General features: G+C 67.1%; 21 protein-coding genes and 1 riboswitch. Of the genes, 5 read left to right on the plus strand and 16 right to left on the minus strand.

The window, feature by feature from the left end; translation table 11 throughout:
- Positions 1-13 precede the first annotated feature (13 nt).
- The gene (locus N4G47_RS15785) at positions 14-403 is read left to right on the plus strand and encodes a DUF488 domain-containing protein (protein ID WP_475288534.1); all 390 of its coding nucleotides are present in this window, start codon (positions 14-16) and stop codon (positions 401-403) included.
- A 53-nt stretch (positions 404-456) separates the two neighbouring features.
- On the opposite strand, the gene N4G47_RS15790 is transcribed toward N4G47_RS15785, so the two are convergent.
- Positions 457-960, minus strand: a complete 504-nt coding sequence (locus tag N4G47_RS15790; RefSeq protein ID WP_475288537.1) for a hypothetical protein — start codon at positions 958-960, stop codon at positions 457-459.
- 275 nt (positions 961-1,235) lie between these two features.
- Here N4G47_RS15790 and N4G47_RS15795 point away from each other — a divergent pair, with 275 nt between their 5' ends.
- Complete coding sequence (locus N4G47_RS15795; protein WP_475288541.1) at positions 1,236-3,263, plus strand: sodium-translocating pyrophosphatase; 2,028 nt, start codon at positions 1,236-1,238, stop codon at positions 3,261-3,263.
- A gap of 100 nt (positions 3,264-3,363) precedes the next feature.
- Here N4G47_RS15795 and N4G47_RS15800 read toward each other — a convergent pair whose 3' ends face one another.
- Genes N4G47_RS15800 through N4G47_RS15820 form a run of 5 tightly spaced genes read right to left on the minus strand, consistent with a single transcriptional unit; the run spans position 3,364 to position 6,316 of the window.
- The gene (locus N4G47_RS15800; RefSeq protein ID WP_475288544.1) at positions 3,364-4,083 is read right to left on the minus strand and encodes an energy transducer TonB; all 720 of its coding nucleotides are present in this window, start codon (positions 4,081-4,083) and stop codon (positions 3,364-3,366) included.
- The gene (gene exbD / locus N4G47_RS15805; protein WP_475288548.1) at positions 4,080-4,505 is read right to left on the minus strand and encodes a TonB system transport protein ExbD; all 426 of its coding nucleotides are present in this window, start codon (positions 4,503-4,505) and stop codon (positions 4,080-4,082) included. Before exbD ends, N4G47_RS15800 begins: the two co-directional genes overlap by 4 nt.
- A 9-nt stretch (positions 4,506-4,514) precedes the next feature.
- Positions 4,515-5,243 carry a tonB-system energizer ExbB gene (gene exbB, locus N4G47_RS15810; protein ID WP_475289956.1) on the minus strand — a complete coding sequence of 243 codons (729 nt, stop codon included), beginning with the start codon at positions 5,241-5,243 and terminating at the stop codon, positions 4,515-4,517.
- On the minus strand, positions 5,230-5,697 hold the full coding sequence (locus N4G47_RS15815; protein WP_475288552.1) for a YbaN family protein: 468 nt from the start codon (positions 5,695-5,697) through the stop codon (positions 5,230-5,232). Before N4G47_RS15815 ends, exbB begins: the two co-directional genes overlap by 14 nt.
- A 31-nt stretch (positions 5,698-5,728) precedes the next feature.
- A complete protein-coding gene (locus N4G47_RS15820) occupies positions 5,729-6,316 on the minus strand; it encodes a biliverdin-producing heme oxygenase (RefSeq protein ID WP_249842935.1) in 588 nt (195 codons plus the stop codon).
- A gap of 107 nt (positions 6,317-6,423) precedes the next feature.
- On the opposite strand from N4G47_RS15820, the gene N4G47_RS15825 reads away from it, so the two are divergent.
- A complete protein-coding gene (locus N4G47_RS15825; RefSeq protein WP_475288556.1) occupies positions 6,424-6,681 on the plus strand; it encodes a DUF2789 domain-containing protein in 258 nt (85 codons plus the stop codon).
- 64 nt (positions 6,682-6,745) lie between these two features.
- Here N4G47_RS15825 and N4G47_RS15830 read toward each other — a convergent pair whose 3' ends face one another.
- The 5 genes from N4G47_RS15830 to N4G47_RS15850 all read right to left on the minus strand — a co-directional run bounded on the left by N4G47_RS15830 (position 6,746) and on the right by N4G47_RS15850 (position 12,469).
- Positions 6,746-9,664, minus strand: coding sequence for a TonB-dependent receptor (locus tag N4G47_RS15830; RefSeq protein ID WP_475288559.1), 2,919 nt, complete (start codon positions 9,662-9,664; stop codon positions 6,746-6,748).
- A gap of 211 nt (positions 9,665-9,875) precedes the next feature.
- Positions 9,876-10,805 (minus strand): FecR family protein, encoded by a 930-nt coding sequence (locus N4G47_RS15835; protein WP_475288562.1) that lies wholly within the window; start codon positions 10,803-10,805, stop codon positions 9,876-9,878.
- 104 nt (positions 10,806-10,909) lie between these two features.
- Positions 10,910-11,410: an RNA polymerase sigma factor gene (locus tag N4G47_RS15840; RefSeq protein ID WP_107231608.1), complete on the minus strand. Its 501-nt coding sequence runs from the start codon at positions 11,408-11,410 to the stop codon at positions 10,910-10,912.
- Between the two features lie 85 nt (positions 11,411-11,495).
- Positions 11,496-11,978 (minus strand): hypothetical protein, encoded by a 483-nt coding sequence (locus N4G47_RS15845; RefSeq protein ID WP_475288568.1) that lies wholly within the window; start codon positions 11,976-11,978, stop codon positions 11,496-11,498.
- Positions 11,978-12,469, minus strand: coding sequence for a hypothetical protein (locus N4G47_RS15850; RefSeq protein WP_475288572.1), 492 nt, complete (start codon positions 12,467-12,469; stop codon positions 11,978-11,980). The genes N4G47_RS15845 and N4G47_RS15850 overlap by 1 nt, the downstream gene beginning before the upstream one ends.
- Positions 12,470-12,651: 182 nt before the next feature.
- On the opposite strand from N4G47_RS15850, the gene ppa reads away from it, so the two are divergent.
- Both ppa and N4G47_RS15860 read left to right on the plus strand, forming a co-directional pair.
- Positions 12,652-13,188: an inorganic diphosphatase gene (ppa, locus tag N4G47_RS15855; protein WP_057497596.1), complete on the plus strand. Its 537-nt coding sequence runs from the start codon at positions 12,652-12,654 to the stop codon at positions 13,186-13,188.
- A gap of 151 nt (positions 13,189-13,339) precedes the next feature.
- Complete coding sequence (locus N4G47_RS15860; protein WP_107231605.1) at positions 13,340-14,461, plus strand: HDOD domain-containing protein; 1,122 nt, start codon at positions 13,340-13,342, stop codon at positions 14,459-14,461.
- Between the two features lie 143 nt (positions 14,462-14,604).
- Here the strand turns inward: N4G47_RS15860 and N4G47_RS15865 are convergent, their stop codons facing one another.
- From N4G47_RS15865 to thiC, 5 genes are all read right to left on the minus strand, one after another.
- Positions 14,605-17,454 carry a TonB-dependent receptor gene (locus N4G47_RS15865; RefSeq protein ID WP_475288579.1) on the minus strand — a complete coding sequence of 950 codons (2,850 nt, stop codon included), beginning with the start codon at positions 17,452-17,454 and terminating at the stop codon, positions 14,605-14,607.
- Positions 17,455-17,503: 49 nt separating this feature from the next.
- Positions 17,504-18,403 carry a helix-turn-helix transcriptional regulator gene (locus N4G47_RS15870; RefSeq protein ID WP_475288583.1) on the minus strand — a complete coding sequence of 300 codons (900 nt, stop codon included), beginning with the start codon at positions 18,401-18,403 and terminating at the stop codon, positions 17,504-17,506.
- Positions 18,404-18,518: 115 nt separating this feature from the next.
- Positions 18,519-20,747: a winged helix-turn-helix domain-containing protein gene (locus N4G47_RS15875; RefSeq protein WP_475288587.1), complete on the minus strand. Its 2,229-nt coding sequence runs from the start codon at positions 20,745-20,747 to the stop codon at positions 18,519-18,521.
- Between the two features lie 346 nt (positions 20,748-21,093).
- Entirely contained in the window at positions 21,094-21,765 is a 672-nt protein-coding gene (locus tag N4G47_RS15880) for an ion channel (RefSeq protein WP_475288592.1), read from the minus strand.
- Positions 21,766-21,860: 95 nt separating this feature from the next.
- The gene (gene thiC, locus N4G47_RS15885; RefSeq protein ID WP_475288595.1) at positions 21,861-23,705 is read right to left on the minus strand and encodes a phosphomethylpyrimidine synthase ThiC; all 1,845 of its coding nucleotides are present in this window, start codon (positions 23,703-23,705) and stop codon (positions 21,861-21,863) included.
- 82 nt (positions 23,706-23,787) lie between these two features.
- Positions 23,788-23,888: riboswitch (TPP riboswitch) on the minus strand.
- Positions 23,889-24,104: the final 216 nt, after the last annotated feature.

The following is a 24,104-nucleotide window of genomic DNA, read 5'->3' on the forward strand; positions in this document are numbered from 1 at the left end:
ACGGAGGAACATCATGGCACTGCGTGTTGTTCGACTCGGTACGCCGCGCGCCGCTGACGAGGGCCTGCGCATCGGCACGGTGCGGCGGCCGCCACGTGGCGTGCCGCGCAGCGAGTTCGCCCGGCAGGACTGGTACGACGTCTGGTTCCCGACCCTGTCACCCAGCGTGGAACTGGTGAAGCAGGCGCAGGCGGCGCAAAGCGCGGCCCAGTGGGACGCCTTCTTCCGACGCTACAAGACCGAAATGAAGGCGCCGGCTGCGGCGCACGCGCTGGACCTGCTGGCCGCACTGTCGCAGCACAGCGACCTCAGTGTGGGGTGCTACTGTGAGGATGAGGCGCACTGCCACCGCAAGGCGCTGCGCGAGCTGCTGGTCGCACGTGGGGCGACGCTGGTCGAATGATGGCAGGGTTGCCGGCCAGCGACCGGCACCACCCGGTGCCGTGCCCGATGGCCTCAATTGCAGGCCTTGCCTTCCACCTGCAACTGCGCGGCGAACATCGTCACCTTCGGGATCTGGCCGGCCGCCGCCTGCTTCTTTGCTTCTTCCAGGTAGATCCGCGACTGGCCCTGGCCGTCCAGGGCCTGGCTGTTGTTCACCGGCAGGCGCCAGACGCGCACCACGGCCTGCTGTGCCGGGCACGCAGCGTTGGGCACACGGATCACGTCATTGAGCTTCCAGCCCTTGTCGGCGCTCGGCTGTGCCTTGGCGTAGTCGACGAAGCGTGCGCGCGGCTGGCACTGTTCACTGGTGCGCACGGCAGAGAAGCGATAGGGCTCGGCGGCTTGGCCGGTGAACGCCCCTTCCAGGCGGGCGCAGGCCTCGGGAATCTGCCGCAGGGTGTGCACCGCGCCCACCGCCTGCGGTGCACCGACGGCACGTTGCAGTTCCGGGGTTTCGGCCGCCAGCGCCGGCAATGCAGGGGCCAGCACGGCGATCATCAACAGGGGAAGGCGCATGGGAGTTCTCCTACGGGACTGTGCGCAGGCTTGCAGAGCGTGGCTTAACGGGGTGCAAAGGCGGGCGTCACGCTTGGCAGCAATGAGCAGTCGAGCAAGCTCGACTCTACGGGGCGGTGAACGCATACTGCGGGCACCAGGGAATGCTGAACACCGCCATACGTCGGACGACCGCCAAGGTCGGTACGGGTTGGTTCCAAGCTGCAGCCCGTCGTCCCCCTCGTGGTGCCGTTCATCGCCACTGGATGCCTACATCCATTCTGCGGAGGGGTCTAATGCTGGAACGTCACGGGCTGTCACTGGCGCTGGGCTGCGCCATCCTCGCAATCCTGTTCGGAATCGTCTCGGCGCGCTGGATCCTGCGCCAACCCACCGGCAATGAACGCATGGTCGCCATCGCCACCGCGATCCAGGAAGGTGCGCGTGCCTACCTCAACCGCCAGTACCTGACCATCGGCGTGGCCGGCGTGGTGCTGTTCGTGCTGGTCGGCATCTTCCTGAGCTGGTACACCGCGATTGGTTTTGCGGTCGGCGCGGTGCTGTCCGGCGCGGCCGGCTACATCGGCATGAATGTCTCGGTACGCGCCAACGTGCGCACCGCCGAGGCCGCGCGCAACGGCATCAGCGCGGCAATGGACGTGGCGTTCCGCGGCGGCGCGATCACCGGCATGCTGGTGGTCGGGCTGGGCCTGCTGGGCGTGGCCGGTTACTACGCGCTGCTGCTGCGCATGGGCCTGCCGATGGAACAGGCATTGCACGCGCTGGTCGGGCTGGCCTTCGGTTCATCGCTGATCTCGATCTTCGCGCGTCTGGGCGGTGGCATCTTCACCAAGGGCGCCGATGTGGGCGCCGACCTGGTCGGCAAGGTCGAAGCCGGCATTCCCGAGGATGATCCGCGCAACCCGGCGGTGATCGCCGACAACGTCGGTGACAACGTCGGCGACTGCGCCGGCATGGCCGCCGATCTGTTCGAGACCTATGCGGTCACCGTCATCGCAACGATGCTGCTGGGCAGCCTGATGCTGGCCGAAGCCGGTGCCAATGCGGTGCTGTATCCGCTGGTGCTGGGCGGGGTCTCGATCATCGCCTCGATCATCGGCGCGCTGTTCGTCAAGGTGCAGCCGGGCGGCTCGATCATGGGCGCGCTGTACAAGGGCGTGATCGTCTCCGGCGTTCTGGCCGCCATCGCGTTCTACCCGATCACCACCGGGCTGATGAGCGACAACGTGCACGGGCCGATGGCGCTGTACGGCTGCGCGCTGATCGGCCTGGTACTGACCGGCCTGATCGTGTGGATCACCGAGTACTACACCGGCACCCAGTACAAGCCGGTGCAGCACGTGGCGCAGGCCTCGACCACCGGTCACGGCACCAACATCATCGCCGGCCTCGGCATCTCGATGAAGTCCACCGCGCTGCCGGTGGTGGCGGTGTGCGCGGCGATCTGGGGTGCATTCGCGCTGGGTGGCCTGTACGGCATCGCCATTGCCGCCACCGCAATGCTGTCGATGGCCGGCATGATCGTTGCCCTCGATGCGTATGGGCCGATCACCGACAACGCCGGTGGCATCGCCGAGATGGCCGAGCTGCCCTCGGAGATCCGCGACATCACCGACCCGCTCGATGCGGTGGGCAACACCACCAAGGCGGTCACCAAGGGCTATGCGATCGGCTCGGCGGCGCTGGCCGCGCTGGTGCTGTTCGCCGACTACACCCACAACCTGCAGGCCGCGCACCCGGGCCAGGAGTTCCGCTTCGACCTCAGCGACCATACGGTGATCATCGGCCTGCTGATCGGCGGCCTGATTCCCTATCTGTTCGGTGCGATGGCGATGGAAGCGGTCGGCCGCGCCGCAGGTGCGGTGGTGGAGGAAGTGCGCCGCCAGTTCCGCGAGATCCCCGGCATCATGCAGGGCACCGGCAAGCCGCAGTACGACAAGGCGGTGGACATGCTGACCCGCTCGGCGATCCGCGAAATGATCGTGCCCTCGCTGCTGCCGGTGGCGGTGCCGGTGGTGGTCGGCCTGCTGCTGGGGCCACGTGCACTCGGCGGCCTGCTGATCGGCACCATCGTCACCGGCCTGTTCGTGGCCATTTCGATGACCACCGGCGGCGGCGCCTGGGACAACGCCAAGAAGTACATCGAGGATGGCCACTTCGGCGGCAAGGGCAGCGAGGCGCACAAGGCCGCGGTGACCGGCGATACCGTCGGTGACCCGTACAAGGACACGGCCGGCCCGGCGATCAACCCGCTGATCAAGATCATCAACATCGTGGCGCTGCTGCTGGTGCCGCTGCTGTAATCCACGGCATGCGCAAACCCGTAGAGTCGAGCTTGCTCGACTGCTTCTGGCCCGCACCGCAAGAGCAGTCGAGCAAGCTCGACTCTACGGCTTCGGCCGGTCACCTGCCGCGCAGGAAAAACGACACCGGCACCATCACTTCCACCGGGTCGCCGGCCACTTCGGCCGGCGGCGCCGGCACCGGGTTGGCGCGCTGCACGGTGTCCAGCGTCTCCTGGTCAAGCAGCGCGAAGCCGCTGCTCCGGCCCAGCGTCAAGGCGGAGACCACGCCATCTCGCGCCACCGCAAAGCGCACGTAGACCACACCCTGCTGGCGCAGCCGCTCGGCCTGGCGCGGATAGCGGCGATGCTTCTGCAGATGCCCCAGCAGGCGGCCTTCCCAGGTCGCCTCGGCACGGCTGCGCTCGCCGGCCGTGGTCTGCGGCGCGGTATAGCGCGTAGCCACATCGGCGGCGACCTGCGGCGGCGCGCTGGTCTGCGCGACATTGGCCTCGGCGGTGTCCGGCGAAGGCACCGGCTCAGGCGTACGCGGCGGCGCCAGTTCGCCCTGTGGCTGCACAGGTACCTTGGGCTGTTCGCGCGGTGCCGGCGTGGGCGCCTGCCGCTGCTGTTGCTGCTGCAGCGGCCCGGTCGCCACCTCGCGCGGCGGCACCGGCGGCGCCTGTGCCATCGGTGCCAACTCCAGCATCAATGCAGCGGGCGGCGCGGCCGCAGCCGGCGCAGGCGCACGTGCCGCCCACCAGCATGCCGCACCAATCAACAGCGCATGCACCAGCAGCACGATCGCCAGGCTGGTCGCCCAGCGCCGCAGTCCGCTCATCGTGTGCCCTGCTCCAGGCCGACCAGCGCCACCTTCAGGTAGCCGGCCGCGCGCAGCGCATCCAACGTGGCCATCAGCTCACCGTAAGGCACGCGGGTATCGGCGCGCAGGAACAGGCGCTGTGCGGTATCGCCATGGGTAGCGGCCTGCAACGCCGCCGCCAGCCCGTCGCGCGCCACCGCCTGCTCGCCCACGCGCAGCGACAGATCGGCCTGCACGGTCACATACACCGGCGCCTGCTCCGGCGGCGTGGCGCTGGCGCTGCTGGCCGGCAGCTGCACCGGCACTGACACCGTGGCCAGCGGCGCAGCCACCATGAAGATGATCAGAAGCACCAGCATCACGTCGATGAAGGGCGTGACGTTGATCTCGTGGGCTTCTTCCGGCGTGTCGTCGCGGTCCGATGCAGTCCTGATCGCCATTGTCGCGCCTCAGTGCACCGCACGCAGCGGTGTCGCTGCGCTACGCGGAATGGCACGATCAAGATCGCGCGAGACCAGCTGCTGTACCGCGGCCGACAGATCGCCGAGCAGGCCACGCAGACCGGCCAGCACGCGGCTGAAGTGGTTGTAGACCAGCACCGCCGGAATCGCTGCGACCAGGCCCAGCGCGGTCGCCAGCAGGGCCTCGGCAATGCCCGGCGCAACCACGGCGAGGTTGGTGGTGTTGCTGTGGGCAATGCCGATGAAGCTGTTCATGATGCCCCAGACCGTGCCGAACAGGCCGACGAACGGGGCCACCGCACCGATGCTGGCGAGCACACCGATGCCGCGCCGCTGTACGCGTGCGGTTTCCAGTTCGATGCGGTCCAGGCGGGAGGCCACGCGCTCCTTGATGCCCTCGCAACTGTCCAGCCCCTGCGACAGGCGCAGTTCGCTACGCGCTGCCTCCAGCATCGCCAGCGCGCTGCCCTGCTGCAGGCTTGCCGCTTCGCTCTGTACCGGCAACTGTGCGGACTGCAGCAACAGCGCGCGCGCCGCACGCAACTGCCGCGCCTGCCGGGCCAGATCCCAGCCCTTGGCCAGCAGCACGGTCCAGGTGGCCAGCGATGCCAGCGCGAGGGCGATCATCACCGCCTTCACCACCACGTCGGCGGCCAGGTACATGCCCCACGGGGTCAGTGCGGGGGCGGCCACGGGGGCCAGGTCAGCAGGCAGCATCATCTCGGGTTCCATCAGCATCAGGGGATGCGCCACGGCGACGGGCCGCGCGCGCATCGTTGAGATCGTCCACTTCCACCAGCGGCGTGGGTTCAACGCGCGGTGCAGGGCGACTGAGCACATAGCCGGCGCTGACCGCGAAGAACAGGCCCACGCCCAGCAGCAGGCGCCACGACGGATGCGCGCCCCAGCAGAACAGGGCGAAGCCCACCGCCATGCCGGCGCTGGCGAACGCCTTGCCCTTGCGCGACACCGCGCCCTGTTCGCGCCACAGCCGCAGCGACGGGCCGTAGCGCGGATGCGCCAGCAGGCGCTGCTCGAACTTCGGCGAACTGCGCGCGAAGCAGCCCACCGCCAGGATCAGGAAGATCGTGGTGGGCATCACCGGCAGCAGTGCGCCGATCACGCCGAGGCCGACCATCACCCAGCCCAGTGCGAACCAGAGCCAGCGCATCAGCGGCGCGCCTGCACGCGACGGGCGTGCATCAGTCGAACTCGACTTCAACGTGACCGTGCACACTCCGGAAGGCGGCATCGGCGGCCTCGATCACCTGCTGCTCCTGCTCGGCGTCCAGCGGCACGGCATCCAGCGCGGCGGTGAACTCACGCCAGTGGCGTGCGGCGCCATCCGGATGAGCAGCAAGGTGGCGTGCGCCGAAATCGCGGTCCAGGCCGAGCTTGTTGGCCATCTTGTACAGCACGGTGCCGCCAAGATTGGAGCCTTCGGCCACGTACAACCAGCCCAGGGCGGCCGGCAACGGCAGGTCAGTGGGCAGGGCGGTGATATCCGCGCCCGGCACGGTCTGCTCCAGGTCCTGCAGGTCGCGCGCGACCTGGGTCAGGCGACGGCGCTCGGCCAGGTCCGGCAGCAGGGCATCCAGTGCCGGGTTGGCATACAGCGCGTCGATGCTGCGGTGGAAGCGGTACTGCACGCGCAGGAAACGGGCGAAGTTGCTGCGGTCGGCGAAGATGTCGCCGGCCATGATGCGCTTGTCCAGCGCACCGTGGCTGTCGCGGGTGGCGGCCTTGAGCCGCAGGCTGCGGCTGTCTTCGGGAGCGATATGTGCGTTCATGGGGGAATGCCAGGAGGGTCGTCCTGCTGTAGACGTTCCGCGTGGGGCTTTCCCCAAGGCCGTGTGCGCCGATAATGGGCACCCCCTTCTTCCGCCAGGAACCGATGATGATCACCACCGAACCGCGCATGACCAACCTGTTCCTGCAGCTGGGTCTGGATGCCAGTGCCGAGGGCATCGCCCGTTTCATCGGCGAACACCAGCTGGCCACCGATGTGGAGGTGGTCGAGGCCCCCTACTGGAACGATGCCCAGCGCCAGTTCCTGTCTGAATCGCTGCAGGCCGATGCGGCGTGGAGCACCGTGGTGGATGAGCTGAACGAGGCGCTGCACGAAGATGCGGTGAAGGCCGCGACCGGGTTGTGACCCGATGGGGTCAGAGCCCTTTCCCGTGGAAAGGGATCCGACCCCACCGCTCATCCGCGACCGATCAGTACTTCCAGGTCAGTGCCAGGCGCGCGGTGCGGCCCGGTGCCGGCATCACGCCCAGGGCGAGCGGATCCAGGTAGTAGCGGTCAGTCAGGTTGTCCACGCCCGCTTCCACCGACCACTGGTCGTTGAAGTTCCAGCTGGCGAACAGGTCGACCAGCGTGTTCGGACGGTACAGCTGCTGGATCGCCGACAGGCCCACGTTCCATTCCTTGTCCAGCTTGCTGATCGGGCCTGCGTTGTGGACCACGCGGGTACCGAAGGTCAGGCGCTCGTCGAACAGGCGCGCGCCCAGGGTCAGGTTGACCATGTAGCGCGGCGGGTTCTGCGTGTTGGTGTACGAGCCCTCGAAGCCGCCATCCACGCAGTTGGGCGTGTTGGCCAGCTCCGCGTTCCTGCGCTCCACGCCATAGGCTCGGCGCTCGGCAGCGATGTCCGGCGCGCAGGTCTTGGCCTTGAAGTAGTAGTGCGCGGACAGATCGGCGAACAGCTTTCCGCTGTCATAGCTGGACTGGAACTCCATGCCCGAGACCTTGAACCGATCGACGTTGCGGATCAGGCCGGCCGACAGCGTGCGGTAGTCGCGGGTGATCAGATCGTCGATACGGGTATCGAAGTAGGCCAGCTTCAAGGCCAGGCGGTCGCCTGCGGTGAACAGGTCGTAGCGGATCGTGCTGGCACCGATCTCCCAGCTGTGCGCGGTTTCCGGCTTCAGTTCGCCCACCGGCTTGGCGGCGGTGAACAGGCCCAGCGTGGTCTCGAACAGGCTCGGCAGCTTGGTGCCTTCGGCGTACTTCACGTAGACCATGGTGTCTTCGCTGAAGCGGTAGGCCACGCTGGCGGTCGGTGAGAAGGCGCTGTCGCGACGCCGGATCGGCTGCGACCAGGTCCAGCTGACCGGCACTTCCAGATCCTGCGGCGCATCGGCATCGAAGAAGTTCCAGCCGCCGATGTCGGCCACCGTGCCCTTCTTGTACGGCGAAGCCAGCAGCGATTGCTGGGTGAAGTTGCCGTTGGCGTCCGGGTACCAGTTCAGCAGCGCGATGCGCTTGGCCCGCCATGACGGCAGCGCCGGATTGCCATTGAGCAGCTCGGTGTAGCGGTACTGGCCCTGCACGGCGAACGCATCGGCAGTGGCCAGGCGGTTGCGGTCGTGCACGTCCACGCGGTTCCAGCGGCCACCGGCCAGCAGCTCCCAGTGTTCGTCAGGCTGCCACTTCAGCGAAGCCACCGCGCTGTATTCCTTGCGTTCGGCGTTGCGCAGGAAACGGTTGTTGACCAGATCATCGTGCATGACCGGGCCGGAACGGCCGGGTGCGATGTCCTCGTCGCTGTAGGACAGGCCGTAGTCCAGCGTGAACGCACCGGCACGGGTATCGAACCGCGAGGTGTTGCTGGCATCCACGCCGAAGCGCTTCTGCCGCAGCGGGTTGCGGTAGGCGTCCTTGTAACCGGGGTCGCCACTGAAGCTGGGGGCGTCGTACCACTCGGTGCGGCGGTCGAAGTACCACGGGGTGATGCCGGTGAGGCTGTTGTACATCACGCTGTCGGCATCGGTGTACCAGGCATTGACGCGCAGATCGACCCACTCGCTGTCCGGATTGAAGCGATAGCGCAGGCTGTAGCTGTCCATGTCGACATGGCCCGGATCCCACTGCGGGATGCGGTCGCGGTCGACGCGGATGATCTGCGAGGCCATGATCTCGCCGGCCGTGCCTTCATAGCGGCGATAGCCCGCCTCCAGGGTCTGCGCGTCATCGATGCGCCAGGTGCCCTTGAGCAGCGTCGACTTCGAGCGCGAGGAGGTGTTGAACACTTCGGTGCGCGGCGGATTCAGTGGCGCCAGCGTGCGCCGCGTCTGCGGGAAGTCGTCGTAGCCGTGCTTGCCCGAGAAATAGTTGCCGTTGTCGCGGTAAGCGTAGGCGGCGACCAGATCGAAACGGTCCCAATGCCCGGCGCCGGCCACGTTGAAGAACTGGCTGCCGGTGGCGCTGCGATCGCTGCGCGGCGCGGCACTGTAGTCCGGCAGGTTGTTGGCACTGGCGTTGGCCAGGCCACCGCGCACGCGCACGCCGAAATCGCGGCCTTCGCGCAGCACGTCACCTACCTTGAGCGTTTCCATCTCCACGACACCACCGATGCCGCCGGAGGCGTTGGCCTGCAGGCTCGGGCCCTTGGTGATGGTCAGGCTGGAGATCAGGTCCGGATCGAGGTAGCTGCGCTGGGATTGGCCGGCATAGCCGCGATAGGTATCCATGCTGGACTGGCCGCCGTCGATGATCACCGGTACGCGGCTCTGGCCCTGGATGCCACGGATGTTGACGTCGAAGCCGTTGCCCACGCGCGGATCGCCGGCGGTGACACCGGCCACGCCCTTGATGATGTCGCCGTTGGAGGTGCCGCGGAAACGCTCCAGCTGCGTGCGGTTGAGCGTGGTGGTGGAACCGACGCTGCGGTAGCTGTCGAGCAGGCGTGCCTCGTCGCTGCCGGTGCCGGGATCGACGCGGTCGCCGGCGACGCTCAACGTATCGGTCACGATCACGCCGCTGTCGGCCTGCACCGGCGTCGCCGCTTCCAAGGTGACCGCGTCTGCGCTGACCCGGCGCACCGCCAGGCCACTCCCCTGCAGCAGCTGCTGCAGCGCCGCGCTGGCCGACAGGCTGCCACTGACTGCCCGCGAGGTCACGCCTGCGGCCAGGGTGGCCGGATATACGACCTGCACGCCGGACTGGCGCATGTAGCTGCGCAGCGCCTCATCCAACGGCTGCGCCGGAATCTCGAAACGCTGCACGGCAGCGTGCTCGCCGGTAGCGCTCTGCGCCCACACCGACGGTGCGGCGCTGGCAAGGCCGGCGGCGAGCAGGGCAATGCACAGGCGGGACGGGCGCAGCGCGCGGCCCGGACGATGGGAATCGAACATGGGGGAACCTGTCAGGTAATCGGTGCCGCAGGCGCGGCGTCATCCGCAGGAAGTGCGGACACGGCGACGTACGTGGCGGCGGCGGGTACGTTCGCGGGGTAAGACGGGTGGACCGGCCAGAACCCCAAGAGGAATTTCCGATCGCGGTGGGTGCCGACCGTTGGTCGGCACAATGGGATCACCGCGATGATCATCCACGCATGGCGCGGATCTACTGGACGATGGCGACACCGAACGGCAAGCGGGTGACCTGCAACCCGGCGGTTGCTGCCAGCGCATCCAGCGCCTGTTCCGGGCGATCGATGCGCAGCGCGGCACTCACCGCCGGCAGCCGCGACAGATCGCCGCGCACGAAGGTCGGGCCGGCACGGTAGCGGCCGACCTGTTGCACAGCGTCGGCGACACTGGCCTGCTCCAGCAGCAGCTCGCCCTGCCGCCACGCACCCACGCTGTCAGCCGCCACGTCGGCCAGGCGCGTCACTGCGCTGTGCTCGCCATAGGCCGCACGCTGGCCCGCCTTCAGATAGGTCCAGCCGCCATCGGCCGGGCTGGCCACGCGCACCCTGCCCTGCCCGACCTGGGTTTCCACCCGATCATCGCCGCGGGCCACGCTGAAGGCGGTGGAAATGTCTTCAACCACGCCGTTGCCGGCCTGCACGCTGAATCGCCGCTGCGCATCCGGACTGACCTCGAACCAGACACGACCGCGCAGCAGCTCCACCTGCCGCGCACCTGCATCGAAGCGCACGGCGATCGCGCTGTCGGCATCGAGTACCGCGCGGCTGCCGTCGGGCAGCTGCACGCTCTGTACGACGTGCGTGCTGCGATGGTCGGCCTGCAGGCGCAACCAGGCTTCCGGCCAGGCCACCAGCATCGCCAGCGCGGCCGCCGCCGCCATCGCCCAGCGCAGGCGTTGCGGCCGACGCCGCACGGGGGCCGCCCGCGGGCGCGGGCCGACACTGCGCCACAGCGCGCGTTCGTGCTCGAACGCGCGGCGATGGCCCGGCTGTGCCAGCCAGCGCTCGAACGCCTGCATGCGCGCATCGCTGTGGTCGCCCGAGGCCAACCACGCGATCCACTCCCGGGCCTGTTCGGCCAGGACATCATCATTGGCGGCGGGCAGCGTGTTCGGCGGGCTCATCGGCTGGCGGACAGGCGCATTCAAGCGCGGGCGGGAGAACTAGACCGCATCCACGGTCCAGTGATCAAGACGTTTCAGCGAGGCCCAGCCCCAAGCCGGGGCGATCATCGACCGCTGCGTGCCCACGCCAGTCGTTGCAGCGCGGTGCGTACATGGTTTTCGATCGTGGTCACCGACACACCCAGGCGGCGTGCGATCTCGGCCTGGGTCAGGCCCTGCAGGCGGTTGAGCCGGAAGATGGTGCGGGTGGGTTCGGGCAGATGGCTGGCGGCATCCAGCACACGCTGCAGCTCGTCCTGGGCCATGGCCTGCTCCTCGGTCGAGATCACCTCGTCCGGGCCCCACAGGTAGTGGTCGGCCAGCAGTCGATTGCGGCGGGTGGATTCGCGGCCGTGGTCGGTGGCCAGATTGGCCGCCAGCCGGTACAGATAGGCGCGTGGATTGTCGATGGCCTGGCTGTCGTCGACCCCGCGGGCCTTGAACCAGACCGCCTGGATCACGTCCTCGGCGCCGTTGTCGCCGCCGAGGATCCGCTGAACGCGGCGCAGCAACGCCGGCCGCTCGCGGATCAGCAGTTCGGTGAGGGTGACGGCATTGGAGGACATGCGCGGAGCCGGGGACGGACGGGAGGCGCCGCGCATGCTACTCCGTTAATGCGAATCAGTCACGTTTGCATTGACGCCACAGACGCTACAGGCAATCGACCAGCGCGTCGTATGCGTTCTGCCCGGTACCCGGCAATGACGCATGCAGGGCGTCATCCGCGGAACCCGCCTCCCACACCTCCAGCAGCTGGCTCAGCGGGGTTCCGGGCGCCACCGGCAGCACACAGGCATAGCTGCCCAGATCGACGTCGATCCGGCCGATGTTGCGCACCCAGGTATCACTGCCGGCAAAGGTCCAGACGCAGCTGCCGACCACGCCGGTATCGCGCTGCACCGAGCAGCGCAGGCGCATCGCCCACAGGTTGTAGTACTGCCCCTCGCAGAAGGTGTCGCCGCAGACATTGTCGAAGCCGTGCACCAGGCGACGCTCGGCGGCCAGAAAACGCTCATGGCCCATGGCAGAGGTGGGGTAATCACGCGCGTCCACGAACCCAGGACCCGCCTGCGCAGCCCCGGCGACCAGAAGCAGCAGCGCGACCCGCAGGGTTGATTCGAGGATGATCCGCATCAGCCTGCCCTCCCCTGCGGCCGCAGGCAGCCGGGCAGCACCTCGAACAGCCCGTGGTCGAGGCCGGGCAGCGGTGCGGTCAGGCCGCCGGGGGCCTCCAGCGCGGCATGGAACGCCTCGACGGGCACGCCGGGCTGCAATGCCAACTGACAGGTCCAGCGCCCGTTGTCGACCTGTATCTGCCCGCTGTCGGCGTGCACCGAAAGCTCGCTGGCGGCGATCACCCAGACGCAGCGCTGCACGGTGCCGCGATGGGCCAGCACGGCGCAGCGGAACTCCATCACCCGGTAGTTGCTGTAGTCGCCCTCGCACCAGGTATCGGCGCAGATCGCGTTGAACTCGCGTGTCAGGGCCGCTTCCAGACCGTAGGCCCGGTCCCAGTTGGCCTCCGGCTGCGGGTAGTCGATCAGGTCCACATGTGGCCCGCGTGCGAGGCCGGGTAACGGGACAAGCAGTGCGATGGCGGCACAGCACAAGGTCTTCCAGCGCATGACAGGACTCCTTGGGGATGAGTCATCAGCCTGCGCCGCGCCATCCGGCATCCCCATCGGGAAAGCCCCTGCCGACCGGTGGTCCAGCACCGCGACGGGCGGTGGGTACACTGCCCCTGCACGGCGCCCGGCAAAGGCATAAAATGGGGGCTATCCGTCTATATCCCCACCTGGAGCACACCATGGGCCTGGAACTCGTCTCGCCCGGCAAGAACCCGCCGGAAGAAATCAACGTCATCATCGAGATCCCGAAGGACTCGGAGCCGGTGAAGTACGAAGTGGACAAGGAAACCGGCGCGATCTTCGTCGACCGCATCCTGTCCACCCCGATGCGCTACCCGTGCAACTACGGCTATGTGCCGAGCACCCTGTGTGGCGACGGTGACCCGGCCGACGTGCTGGTGGTGCTGCCGCTGCCGCTGGTGCCGGGTTCGGTGGTGCGCTGCCGTCCGGTCGGCGTGCTGAAGATGAGCGACGAGGCCGGCAGCGACGAGAAGATCCTGGCGGTGCCGGTGTCGAAGATCTTCAGTGGCTACGCCCACGTCGAAGACATCGCCCAGGTCTCCAGCCACTGGCTGGAGCGCATCGGCCACTTCTTCGAGCACTACAAGGACCTGGAAAAGGGCAAGTGGGTGAAGCTCGATGGTTGGGGCGGCGCCGCCGAGGCCAAGCAGATCCTGGTCGAGGCGCACCAGCGCCATCTGGACAGCAAGGCCTGAGCCTGAACCGGATCGCTCCGGCAGGCCCTGCCGGAGCGATGCGGGTCACGTTTCATGACGACGGCACATCACTCTTGCCGCCGTATTAGGTAAATTGCGTCACTTCACACGTCGTCGACATCCATCGTCGAGACAGCCAGGGGAATGTGTCGTGCGTATTCTGCTTGTTGGGGATGCAGCCAGCCTGCCGGCTGAGCTGACCGAATTCATTGCCGATCTTGGGGAAGACTGGCAACCGCTGACCGCCACCGATGGCCACAGCGCGATGAGCGTGGTGGCTGCACAGGGCGTTGACGCGGTGATCGTCTGCCCGCAGCTGCCCGATCTCAATGCCACCACGCTGCTGGGCCAGATCCGGACCTTGCGCCCGGAGACCATCCGCATCGCGCTGATCGATGCCCAGCACGGCAACCGGCCACCGCCGGCACGCCTGATCGGCGTCGCCCACCGCTTCCTGCCGCTGCCGCTGGCGCCGGAAGTGCTGCTGGAAGCACTGACCAGCCTGGAAGAACTGCGCGAAGTGCTGGACAGCCCGCGCCTGCGCGATGCCATCGGTCGCATCGAGAAGCTGCCCTCGCCGCCGCACCTGTACCTGAGCCTGACCCAGGCGCTGGAACATGACGACGATGCCGACAGCGCCGACGTGGCCAAGCTGGTCGCTGCCGATCCGGCGATCGCGGCCAAGGTGCTGCAGCTGTCCAATTCGGCGTTCTTCAGCCAGGGCCGCACCATCGCCGACCTGCGTACCGCGGTGACCCGCCTGGGCCTGTCCACCCTGCGCGACCTGGTCCTGGCCAGCGAAGTATTCTCGGCACCGACGCTGTCAGCGGCCGAGCGCAATTCGTTGCAGCAGCGTGCCCTGCTCGCCTCGCGGCTGGCGGCACGGTTGCTGCCCGAATCCAGCGCCGAGCTGGGCGCGACCGCCGCGCTGCTGGCCGACATCGGCCTGCTGCTGCCGGGCGTGCGCAACGAGCGCAGCGAACCCTCGCTGGCCGGCGATACCCGCCCCGGACACGCCGAGGCCGGCGCCTACCTGCTGGGCCTGTGGGGCCTGCCGATGCCGATCATCGAAGCGGTGGCATTCCATCTGCAGCCGCAGCGCGCCAACACGCGCAGCTTCTGGGTGACCGGCGCGGTTCACGTGGCGCTGGCGCTGGTCAACGGCGATCCGGTGGATGAGGACTACCTGCAGCGCGCAGGCGTACTGAACCGGCTGCCACAGTGGCGCGAGCATGCCAACGCGCTGATGGGCCTGGTGCCCAGCGACGCCTGAGCGGCGGCCCAACCGGCACGGACAATCGCAGGGCGCATCCGTCGGGTGCGCCCTTTTTGTGGCCCGCGCACGCGCAATCCTGCAAAGAAAGAGGGCGGACCTTGCGGTCCGCCCTCCTTGTGTTGCTACCGCACTTCGATGGATCAGAAGCGCTGGGTGTACTTCATGTACAGGAAGCGACCCACATCGAAGCCGCCGTAGTAGGCGAACGCCGAGTTCGGAGCCGAGTACTGCAGCGAACCCTTGTGGTCGAACACATTGTTCGCGCCCAGGGCGACAGTTGCATCCCACGGCGCCTTCCAGCTGACCTGCAGGTCGTGGAAGGTGTTGGAACCGGTGTGACGCAGCGGATCGCTCTCGCCGTTGGCCATGTGGTTCGGGGCATCGCACCAGCCGTCGTCCAGCGAGATGCAGCTTTCCTTCATGCCGGAGTAGTAGCGCGCGGTGTAGTTGACACCGAAGTCGCCGTACTGCCAGTTCACGCCCAGGTTCGAACGGACGCGGAACAGGCCCGGCTCGCTGACGCGGCCGATCATGATGTTGTTGCCGGCGCTGTTCTGGCCCTGCTCGTCGTACTTGGAGGTGTAGCTGGTGGTCCAGTCGATGCTGAACTGACCGATGGCCAGTTCCGGCAGGCGGTACTTGACGCCCAGGTCGTAACCTTCGGTCTTCATCTTGCCGAGGTTGGCGGTACCGTAGGTGATCGCACTGACGTGGCCGTCAGCCGCACGGGTCACGCTCGAGCAGCGATCGGCGTTGCCCAGCACGTAGCAGTCACGCAGGATGCGGTCGACGCTGTCAGCGATGATCATGTCGCTGATTTCGTACTTGTACCAATCCAGCGACAGGTCCAGGCCCTGCACCCAACGCGGGCTCCACACCAGGCCGAAGGTGGTGCTCTTGGAGGTTTCCGGCTTCAGGTTCGGGTTGGCACCGGAGATGAACTGGTCACCCGACTGGCACGGCAGGGTCGAGCATTCCTTGCCACCCTGGCCCAGCTGCACGTAGTTGGCCGGCACGCCTGCGCCGGAGCACGCGGCGTTGCCTGCAACGCTGCCCGGAGCCTTCACGCCGCACGGATCGATGTACGACTCGAAGCTCGAGCTCAGGCCACCGTACAGGTCGCTGATGGTCGGGGCACGGAAGCCCTCGGCGTAGGTACCGCGGACCAGCAGTTCATCCATCGGGCGCCAGGTCAGGCCGAACTTGCTGTTGGTGGTGCCACCGAAGTTGCTGTAGTCCGAATAACGGCTGGCAACGTTCAGGGTCAGTTCCTTGGCGAAGGCCATGTCGGCCAGCAGCGGCACGTTCAGTTCGAGGTAGACCTCGTTCAGATCGTACTCACCACGGGTCGGCTTCTGGCCCAGGCCGGTGGACTGGCCCGACTGCGCGAAGGCGTCCGGCACGTAGCTGCCTTCTTCCTTGCGGTGCTCGACACCCAGGGCGAAGCCCAGGTCACCGGCCGGCAGGGTCACGATCGCGCCCGACAGGTTGGCGGTGAAGCTGGTGGTCTTGGTCACACCACGGGTGGTGAAGGTCGGGAACAGGAAGTCCTGCAGCTCCTGGTTCGCCAGCGAACCCTGACCGTCAACGCCGTACGGCAGCAGCGGGTTCCACGGACGGCAGTCGCCCAGGATCGGGTTGGCCGCGGTACCGCAACGGGCAACGCCGCCGGCATCGATGAACGACGGGCCCAGGGCCTGGCGTGCACCGATCAGGCTCATGTCACCACGGTTGCTCTTGATCGACTCGTTGCGGTTCCACAGCGCGCCGACATCCCAATCGAAGGTCTTGCCGCCCAGCTCGAAGAAGCCGGTCAGGGTCGGGGCGAAGCGCAGGGTCTTCAGCTGGCTGTCAGTGGTACGCGGCACTTCCCACAGGCGACGGCGGAAGCTGAGGTCCTGGCCGACCGGGTTGAAGGCGCTGGCGGCCGACAACGGGGTCTTGATCGAATTGGACGCGGACTGGTACGGGTAACCGGCGATCTGCTGGAACGTCTGACGCTCGTTGTAGAGCACGTCGGTGTTCAGGCTGATCGAATCGGTGAAGTCGTAGGTGCCGTTGATGTAGACCGACTTGCGCTTCACACCGGTGAGCAGGGTCATCTGCTCGTTCGAGTTGGCGAACTCGTCTTCGGTGATGGCGTGGTAGTCGTTCGGGTTCTTCGGATTGCCACCCGGGTTCAGGGTCTGCCACACGGCGCTCGACTTGGTGCAGTCGTACAGCTTCGGGTTGCACCAGCTGCCGTTCTGGCTGATCGGGCTCCAGTCAGCCGAGGTCGAGTTCGGACCCAGCGAGCCGTCACGGCTGTACCAGCGGTCCTTGGCCCACACCGGGTCCTGCTTGGAGTACTCGGCCGACAGGGTCAGGCTGCCGCGCTCGCCGCGGGCACCGAGGGTCATCGAGTAGGTTTCGGTGTCGCCGTCGCCCTTGCCGTACTGGCCGACGTAGACGTTGGCTTCGCCGCCGTCGAAGTTCTTGCGGGTGATCACGTTGACCACGCCGGCAATGGCGTCGGAACCGTAGATCGACGAAGCGCCGTCCTTCAGGATCTCGATGCGCTCAACGGCCGACATCGGGATCTGGCTCAGGTCCTGCAGGCCCGAGGTCGAAGCGCCCAGGCGCTTGCCGTTCATCAGCACCAGGGTGCGCTCGGCGCCCAGGTTGCGGATGTCGACGTAGTAGCCGCCCACGTTCTCGCCCGAAGCCAGCGATTCCGAACGCGAGATGGCCGGGGAGCCGGCCGAGGTCAGGTTGTTCAGCACGTCGGCGACGCTCGAGAAGCCCTGCTTTTCCAGGGATTCACGGGTCATCGTCAGGATCGGCTGCTGGGTTTCCACCGAGGCGCCGCGGATGCGCGAGCCGGTGACCGAAATACGGTCCAGATCGGTGGTGCCCTTTGCTTCCTGGGCGGAAGCAAAGGCCGGCGCCAGCGCCAGCGCAATGCCGGCCGGCAGCAAGCCGAACCGCACTGCGGGATTACGAACGTTCATCAATCTCTCCAAGGTACGTGTTAGCAGCGTGTTAAAACACCCCAGCACGTTACGATTGCGTTGCAGCGCTGTATTTGCGCGAACCAACCAGAGACTTTGCAGATTGTGGCGGGAGCAAGCCGCCGTTCTCCCTGAAGCGCGATGCGGACTGCCCGTAGCGGGCGCGGAACGCACGCGCGAAGCTGCAGCAGTTGTCGAAACCGCTGGCGGCAGCGACCTCGCCGACCATCATGTCGGTGTCACGCAGCAGATCGGCGGCGCGCTCAAGGCGCAACCGTGCCGAAAGCGACTGCGGGCTTTCCTCGTACAGGCTCTGGAACGTCTTGGAGAGATACCAGCTGGAGAAGTTGGTCAGCTCGGCCAGTTCGCCGATGCGCACCACGCGGTGACTGTTGCCCTCCAGGTACAGGCGGGCGCGCTGCATGCGGCCGAACACCTGCCGCTTGCGGCTGCGCGAGCGCCCCGGGCAACGCTGCACGTTGTCGGCCAGGCCACGCTGCAGGCCAGCCAGATGCAGCAGCAACGGGCGCAGTGCCTGTGCCGGCATGCCGCTGGCCAGCGCATCGCGCCACAGCCGCAGCGCCACGCGGGCATCACTGCGGTCCATGCGACCGCGACCGGCATACAGACCGCAGTCGGCCATCTCGGCCAGCACCCGAAGCGCCTCGACGTTCAGGTTCAGGCCGATGCACAGCCCATTGCGACCGGCCTGCACCAACGGACGTGATTCCTTCTCGAAGGCGATCCACTCGCCCTGGCGCAGGCGGAAACGTCCCTCCTTGGCCTCGACCCACGAACTGCCGCGCACCTGCATCCAGACAGTGAAGCTGGTGCCGGCGGTCTGCAGGCTGCCCAGTCGGGCCACGCCCAGGCAGGTCGGCGCGGCATCGTCGAGCGCGCGGTCCAGGGAGACGGTTTGGCCACGATCGGCCAGCGAGAGTTGACGCATGGGGGCACCACGGATTTGCCTAGTACAGGCCTCCGTTTTGCCAAATCAGGCGGGTCCGCGTCAGGAAAGTCGGACGAGATCGCCACGAATTCGCGACGAGATCGCGACGAAGAAATTACGAAGGTCCATTTCCCTTGAACAACAACAACTTGGAGAAGGCAGGAAACAGCGCCGGGGCACGTTCGGGCAAACGCATCACGCCGATGTCGGCGCCGTCACTGACCGCCATCGCCACAAACAGGTCATGTCCGTCAGCGCTGGCGCTGAGCCCGTTGCCTGCGCTGAGCCGCTGCGTGTCCAGGCAGTGCTCGGGTTGCTCGTGACCGGCCTGGATCCGTATCAACGTGGTGCCACAGGCAGTGGACGTGCCGAGATAGCCGATCGCATTGCTGCCGGCCACCGTCCAGGCCCGGTAGCGCCAGCGGCTGGGCCGGTCATCACTGATCTGCTGCACGCTGGCTGGCGACAACGCCGCATCGGCCGACCACAGGCCACTGGCGGCCAGGCGGGTGAACAGCACCCGTCCGGTGCTGCGGTCGAAGCGCGCCTGCGAAACGCCATCGACACTGCCCAGGCGGCGCCATGGCTGCACGCTGCGGTCGTACAGGCTCAGCCGGATGCGGCGGTCGGCATCGCGTTCGACCACCAGCAGCTGCTCCGGCGTCGCGCCATACAGGGCCTGCAGCGGCTGCTCGCCGGGCACCGGCAACGGCTGCAGGCGTTCGTCGCGCGGGGCGATCTCGTAGACCACGGTCCTGCCGTGCTCATCGCGGCCCACCACCAGCAACTGGCGGCTGTCGGCCGACCAGTCCGGTGCCTGCCGCGCTTCCGGACGCAGCCCTTCGATCGGTCGCAGCGAGTCGGGGCGCTGCATGTCGGCCCACCACAGGGCGAAGCTGCCGGAACGATCGGAGGTGAACACCAGCTGGCGCCCGTCCGGTGCCGCCATCGGCTGGCCATCGCGGCCGCTGGAGGCGAACAGGCGTTCGGGTTCGCCATTGCCCTGCATCGGCACCTTGAACACGCCGAACTGCGCGCGGCGGTGAACGAAGGCGAGCATGCCGCCACGGCGCGACACGGCCGGCCACTGCGCATCATCCAGGCCCGCATCGCGCAGCGTGCGGCGCTCCACATCCAGGTAATAGAGCCGGGCTTCGCTGTCGACGCGGCGGCCAAACACGATGGTGCGGCCATCGTCCAGCCAGGCCCACCCGCGCAGCTCGGCCGCTTCGTTGGTGAGGCGCTCGGGTGTTCCGCCATTGGCCGGCACGCGCCACAGATCGCCCAGCTGCGGGTTGCGCACGAACACCAGCCACTGCCCGTCCGGCGAATAGCGTGGCGCGTAGTCGAAATCATCCTGGTCCACGCCGTAGTCCAGCGCGCGCCACTGCCCGCTGCCAAGGTCCAGCACGCGGATGCCACGATGCGCATAGCGCCCGACCATGCTGCCGAACACCAGGCCACGGCCATCGGGCGTCCAGTCGAAGCTGAGCAGTTCGGTGCCATCGCAGCGCGTGGCCTGGCGCAGTGCGCCACCGGTGGCGCTGGCTACCAGCACCTGGCAGCCGCCATCGGCGGAGAACCGCGCAAAGGCGATCTCACGCCCATCCGGCGACCAGTTCGGGAAACGATCGACCGCGCCGGCCGGCGGCACCAGCAGCTGGCGTGCGGGTGCATTGCCCGAAGTCTGCACCTTGATCGCACCGCCGCCATTGCCGTCTTCGTTGGCGCCTTCGTAGGCCACCAGCGAGCCGTCGGGCGACAGCGTGGGATAGGTTTCAAAGCCACTTGTCGCGGTGATCAGCCGATAGGGACGCTGCGGGCTGCCGATCACCCGCGTGCCGTTCTCCACGGCGGCGTCCACCGGCGAACTGCTGGCCGGCGTGCGCCGCAACAGCAGCGCGGTCATTACCACCAGCGCCACCAGCATCACCACGCCCAGCGCCAGCAGCACACGACGACGCACATGGCGCCAGCGGCGGCGCGACACCTCTGCCGGCATGGCAGCGGCGGTGATCACTGCCGGCGCGTCCTCCGCCTCGTCATCAGCCAGCGCCGGCGCCGGCGTCTGGACGTCGTCCAGCACCTGCACCGGCATCAGCAGGCGATAGCCGGTCTTGGCGATGGTCTCGATGTAGGCCTGGCCGTTGTCTTCGTCGTGGCTGAACGCTTTGCGCAGCTGGGTAACGGCCTGGGTCAGCACGTCGTTGGTCGGCAGCGTGTCCGGCCACACCTCGGCGAACAGTTCATCGCGGGTGACCACACGGCCCGGCTGCCGCAGCAGCACGCGCAGTACGCCCAGCGCCTTCGGCGTGAGCCGACGCGGCCGGCGTGCGCCGACCACCTCAACCTCACGCGAGGACAGAGTGACGATGCACTCGCCTATCCGGATCCGATCGAATCCGGGGGCTGGATTTCGCTGCTGTTCATTTTCTGCTACACAGTAGAGACAGGTTCCGGGCAGCGTTTGCCTTTGAAACCGCTCCCGTTCCGGGAACAGCGAAAAGCCAGACTCCGCACAAAGCATCGGCGCATACCGCAAAAACAATTGAGCGCGCGAATACTAGCCTATGCCGGTTACCTCGCCTATCGCGTGGTCGACATCAGGCTCTCTCTCGCCGACGCATTCACATAATTTGCAGCACCATTCGCGCCCTTCCGGGCGCGAAATTTTTATCTGGCGTTCATTTTCAGACACGCCTCAGCATGGTCAGTCCGACCAGTCGCGAAACCACCAAAGCTACGTACATCACGCCTGAAAACTGCTCCAGCATGACCAGCGCGCGGGCCTGTGGATGCAGCGGCACGACATCGCTCAACCCCACTCCAGACAACAAGCTGAAGCTCAGATAAAGCAACTCCATCCAGCTGCGCTGCGGACCCTCGCTGGCACCGTGGAAGCTGCCCGGGTACCACTGCTGGCAGACCGAAAACGAAAACGCGAAGGCCCAGGCCAACAGGGTGAAGGTGGCCCCGGCAGCGAACAGTTCATCGCGGGTGACCTTGTGGTCCTGCAGCATGTACGCAATGAGCGCACCTGCCGTATAGAAATACAGCAGGCTTTCCAGCAGCTGGGCGGTGGTCACCAGCGCGCTGCGCTCCAGCAGCGCCCCCGCCAACGAAAACACCACGGCGGGGATCGCCAGCAGCAGGGCCAGCCAGCTTCCCAACGGGCTGCGCTGCACCACCCACAGCGCCAGGCCCAGCACCGCCATGCCGAACATGCCCAGCGCGGCACGTCCGCCGGCGGTGTCGTCCAGCGCCGGATACAGCACCACCGCCAGCAGTTGCGCCGCCAGCAGCCAGGCCGAAGGGTGGCGGCGGGCAATGGCCAGCCAACGCGTGGTCACGGCAACAGGCATGGCGTCCTTTCCTCTGGCAACGATGGGCCGAGCATAGCGGTGACCGGCGTGAGGAACGGTCATGCCGGCCAGTGGCCGACACGACCGGCCACGCGTCAGCCCTGGTGGTAGACCTCGGCGCCCGAAGCGCGGAACTCGGCGGACTTTTCCTTCATGCCGGCCTCGGCGTAGTCGCGCACATCCTGGGTGATCTTCATCGAGCAGAAGTGCGGGCCGCACATCGAACAGAAGTGGGCCAGCTTGTGCGCATCCTTGGGCAGGGTCTCGTCATGGAACTCCTTGGCCTTCTCCGGATCCAGGCCAAGGTGGAACTGGTCCTCCCAACGGAACTCGAAGCGTGCCTTGCTCAGGGCGTTGTCGCGCACCTGTGCGCCCGGGTGGCCCTTGGCCAGATCCGCCGCGTGCGCGGCAATGCGGTAGGCCATGATGCCGTCGCGCACATCCTGGCGGTTGGGCAGGCCCAGGTGCTCCTTCGGCGTGACGTAGCAGAGCATGGCGGTGCCGAACCAGCCGATCATCGCCGCACCGATCGCACTGGTGATGTGGTCATAGCCGGGCGCGATATCGGTGGTCAGTGGACCGAGCGTGTAGAACGGCGCTTCGCCGCACTCGCGCAGCTGCTTGTCCATGTTCTCCTTGATCAACTGCATCGGCACGTGGCCGGGGCCTTCGATCATGGTCTGCACATCGTGCTTCCAGGCGATCTTCGTCAATTCGCCCAGCGTCTCCAGCTCGCCGAACTGTGCTGCGTCGTTGGCATCGGCAATGCAGCCCGGGCGCAGGCCGTCGCCCAGCGAGAAGGTCACGTCATAGGCCTTCATGATTTCGCAGATCTCTTCGAAATGCGTGTAGAGGAAGTTCTCCTTGTGGTGCGCCAGGCACCACTTGGCCATGATCGAACCGCCGCGGCTGACGATGCCGGTCACGCGCTTGGCGGTGAGCGGCACATAGCGCAGTAGCACGCCGGCGTGGATGGTGAAGTAGTCCACGCCCTGCTCGGCCTGCTCGATCAGGGTGTCGCGGAAGATCTCCCAGGTCAGCGCTTCGGCGCGGCCATCGACCTTCTCCAGCGCCTGGTAGATCGGCACGGTGCCGATCGCCACCGGCGAGTTGCGGATGATCCATTCGCGCGTTTCGTGGATGTGCCTGCCGGTGGACAGGTCCATCACCGTGTCGCCACCCCAGCGGATCGCCCACACCAGTTTCTCCACTTCCTCGGCAATGCCCGAGGACACGGCGCTGTTGCCGATGTTGGCGTTGATCTTGGTGAGGAAGTTGCGGCCGATGATCATCGGCTCGCTTTCCGGATGGTTGATGTTGTTGGGCAGCACCGCGCGGCCGCGTGCGATCTCGTCGCGCACGAATTCGGGGGTGATGATCTTCTGGATCGACGCACCGAAGGCCTCGCCCGGGTGCTGCTGCAGCAGGGCTGCATCACGGATCGCGTCCAGGCGCTGGTTCTCGCGGATGGCGACGAACTCCATTTCCGGGGTGATGATGCCGCGCCGCGCATAGTGCATCTGGGTGACGTTGGCGCCGGCACGCGCACGTCGCGGCAGGCTGCGCGCGGGGAAGCGCACGGCATCGAGCTTCGGGTCGTGTTCGCGATCGCGCCCGAAAGAAGAGCTGAGGCCATCGAGCTGTTCGGTGTCCCCGCGTTCCTCGATCCACGCACGGCGCACTGCCGGCAGGCCCGCGGAAAGATCGATGCGGGCCTGCGGATCGGTGTACGGGCCCGAGGTGTCGTAGACGGTGACCGGTGCATTCTCTTCGCCGCCGAACAGCGTGGGCGTGCGGGTCAGCGCGATCTCGCGCATCGGCACCTGCAGGTCCGGGCGCGAACCGGGCACATGGATCTTGCGCGAACCGGGGATGGGCCGGGTCACGGATTCGGAGAGTTGCTGGGCCTGTTGCTGCAGGGCGGAGAGCTGTGCGTTCATCGGGCATCGTCCAGGAAGGTCAGGGACGAAGCGGCGGCGCACTGCGCGCGCGCACGGACGGTCCTTGGGCGGAGTCCGGGCACGGCTGCATTGCAAAGCTTCCCTACGCCGGTATGAGCCGGATCAGGTTCCAAGGGACTGTCTCAACCGTGGCCACAAGGCCCGGTACCCCCGCTTCTTGCTGCGCATTAGAGCATAGACCGCCCGCCTCCGGGTTCAGATCCGCTTTCCGGCGGAAAGCGGATCTGACCCCAATCGTCATTCGTTAACAGAACCGTGACGTCGCGTTCAGTAACGTGCACGCCCATCGCGTCGCTGAGATCGATGCGTTCCACGCCGCCTTCGCGGCCCCTGCCCGGCGCGTGCTGCATGCCGCCGGCCATTCGCTGCAAGCTCTGC

The sequence above is a fragment of the Stenotrophomonas sp. GSD10 genome (assembly GCF_056172695.1).

Bases quoted from the DNA above. Each gene is read 5' to 3' on its own strand.
- N4G47_RS15785 (WP_475288534.1), top strand. From the start codon at position 14: ATGGCACTGCGTGTTGTTCGACTCGGTACGCCGCGCGCCGCTGACGAG.
- N4G47_RS15790 (WP_475288537.1), bottom strand. From the start codon at position 960: ATGCGCCTTCCCCTGTTGATGATCGCCGTGCTGGCCCCTGCATTGCCG.
- N4G47_RS15795 (WP_475288541.1), top strand. From the start codon at position 1,236: ATGCTGGAACGTCACGGGCTGTCACTGGCGCTGGGCTGCGCCATCCTC.
- N4G47_RS15800 (WP_475288544.1), bottom strand. From the start codon at position 4,083: ATGAGCGGACTGCGGCGCTGGGCGACCAGCCTGGCGATCGTGCTGCTG.
- exbD (WP_475288548.1), bottom strand. From the start codon at position 4,505: ATGGCGATCAGGACTGCATCGGACCGCGACGACACGCCGGAAGAAGCC.
- exbB (WP_475289956.1), bottom strand. From the start codon at position 5,243: ATGCTGCCTGCTGACCTGGCCCCCGTGGCCGCCCCCGCACTGACCCCG.
- N4G47_RS15815 (WP_475288552.1), bottom strand. From the start codon at position 5,697: ATGCGCTGGCTCTGGTTCGCACTGGGCTGGGTGATGGTCGGCCTCGGC.
- N4G47_RS15820 (WP_249842935.1), bottom strand. From the start codon at position 6,316: ATGAACGCACATATCGCTCCCGAAGACAGCCGCAGCCTGCGGCTCAAG.
- N4G47_RS15825 (WP_475288556.1), top strand. From the start codon at position 6,424: ATGATCACCACCGAACCGCGCATGACCAACCTGTTCCTGCAGCTGGGT.
- N4G47_RS15830 (WP_475288559.1), bottom strand. From the start codon at position 9,664: ATGTTCGATTCCCATCGTCCGGGCCGCGCGCTGCGCCCGTCCCGCCTG.
- N4G47_RS15835 (WP_475288562.1), bottom strand. From the start codon at position 10,805: ATGAGCCCGCCGAACACGCTGCCCGCCGCCAATGATGATGTCCTGGCC.
- N4G47_RS15840 (WP_107231608.1), bottom strand. From the start codon at position 11,410: ATGTCCTCCAATGCCGTCACCCTCACCGAACTGCTGATCCGCGAGCGG.
- N4G47_RS15845 (WP_475288568.1), bottom strand. From the start codon at position 11,978: ATGCGGATCATCCTCGAATCAACCCTGCGGGTCGCGCTGCTGCTTCTG.
- N4G47_RS15850 (WP_475288572.1), bottom strand. From the start codon at position 12,469: ATGCGCTGGAAGACCTTGTGCTGTGCCGCCATCGCACTGCTTGTCCCG.
- ppa (WP_057497596.1), top strand. From the start codon at position 12,652: ATGGGCCTGGAACTCGTCTCGCCCGGCAAGAACCCGCCGGAAGAAATC.
- N4G47_RS15865 (WP_475288579.1), bottom strand. From the start codon at position 17,454: ATGAACGTTCGTAATCCCGCAGTGCGGTTCGGCTTGCTGCCGGCCGGC.
- N4G47_RS15870 (WP_475288583.1), bottom strand. From the start codon at position 18,403: ATGCGTCAACTCTCGCTGGCCGATCGTGGCCAAACCGTCTCCCTGGAC.
- N4G47_RS15880 (WP_475288592.1), bottom strand. From the start codon at position 21,765: ATGCCTGTTGCCGTGACCACGCGTTGGCTGGCCATTGCCCGCCGCCAC.
- thiC (WP_475288595.1), bottom strand. From the start codon at position 23,705: ATGAACGCACAGCTCTCCGCCCTGCAGCAACAGGCCCAGCAACTCTCC.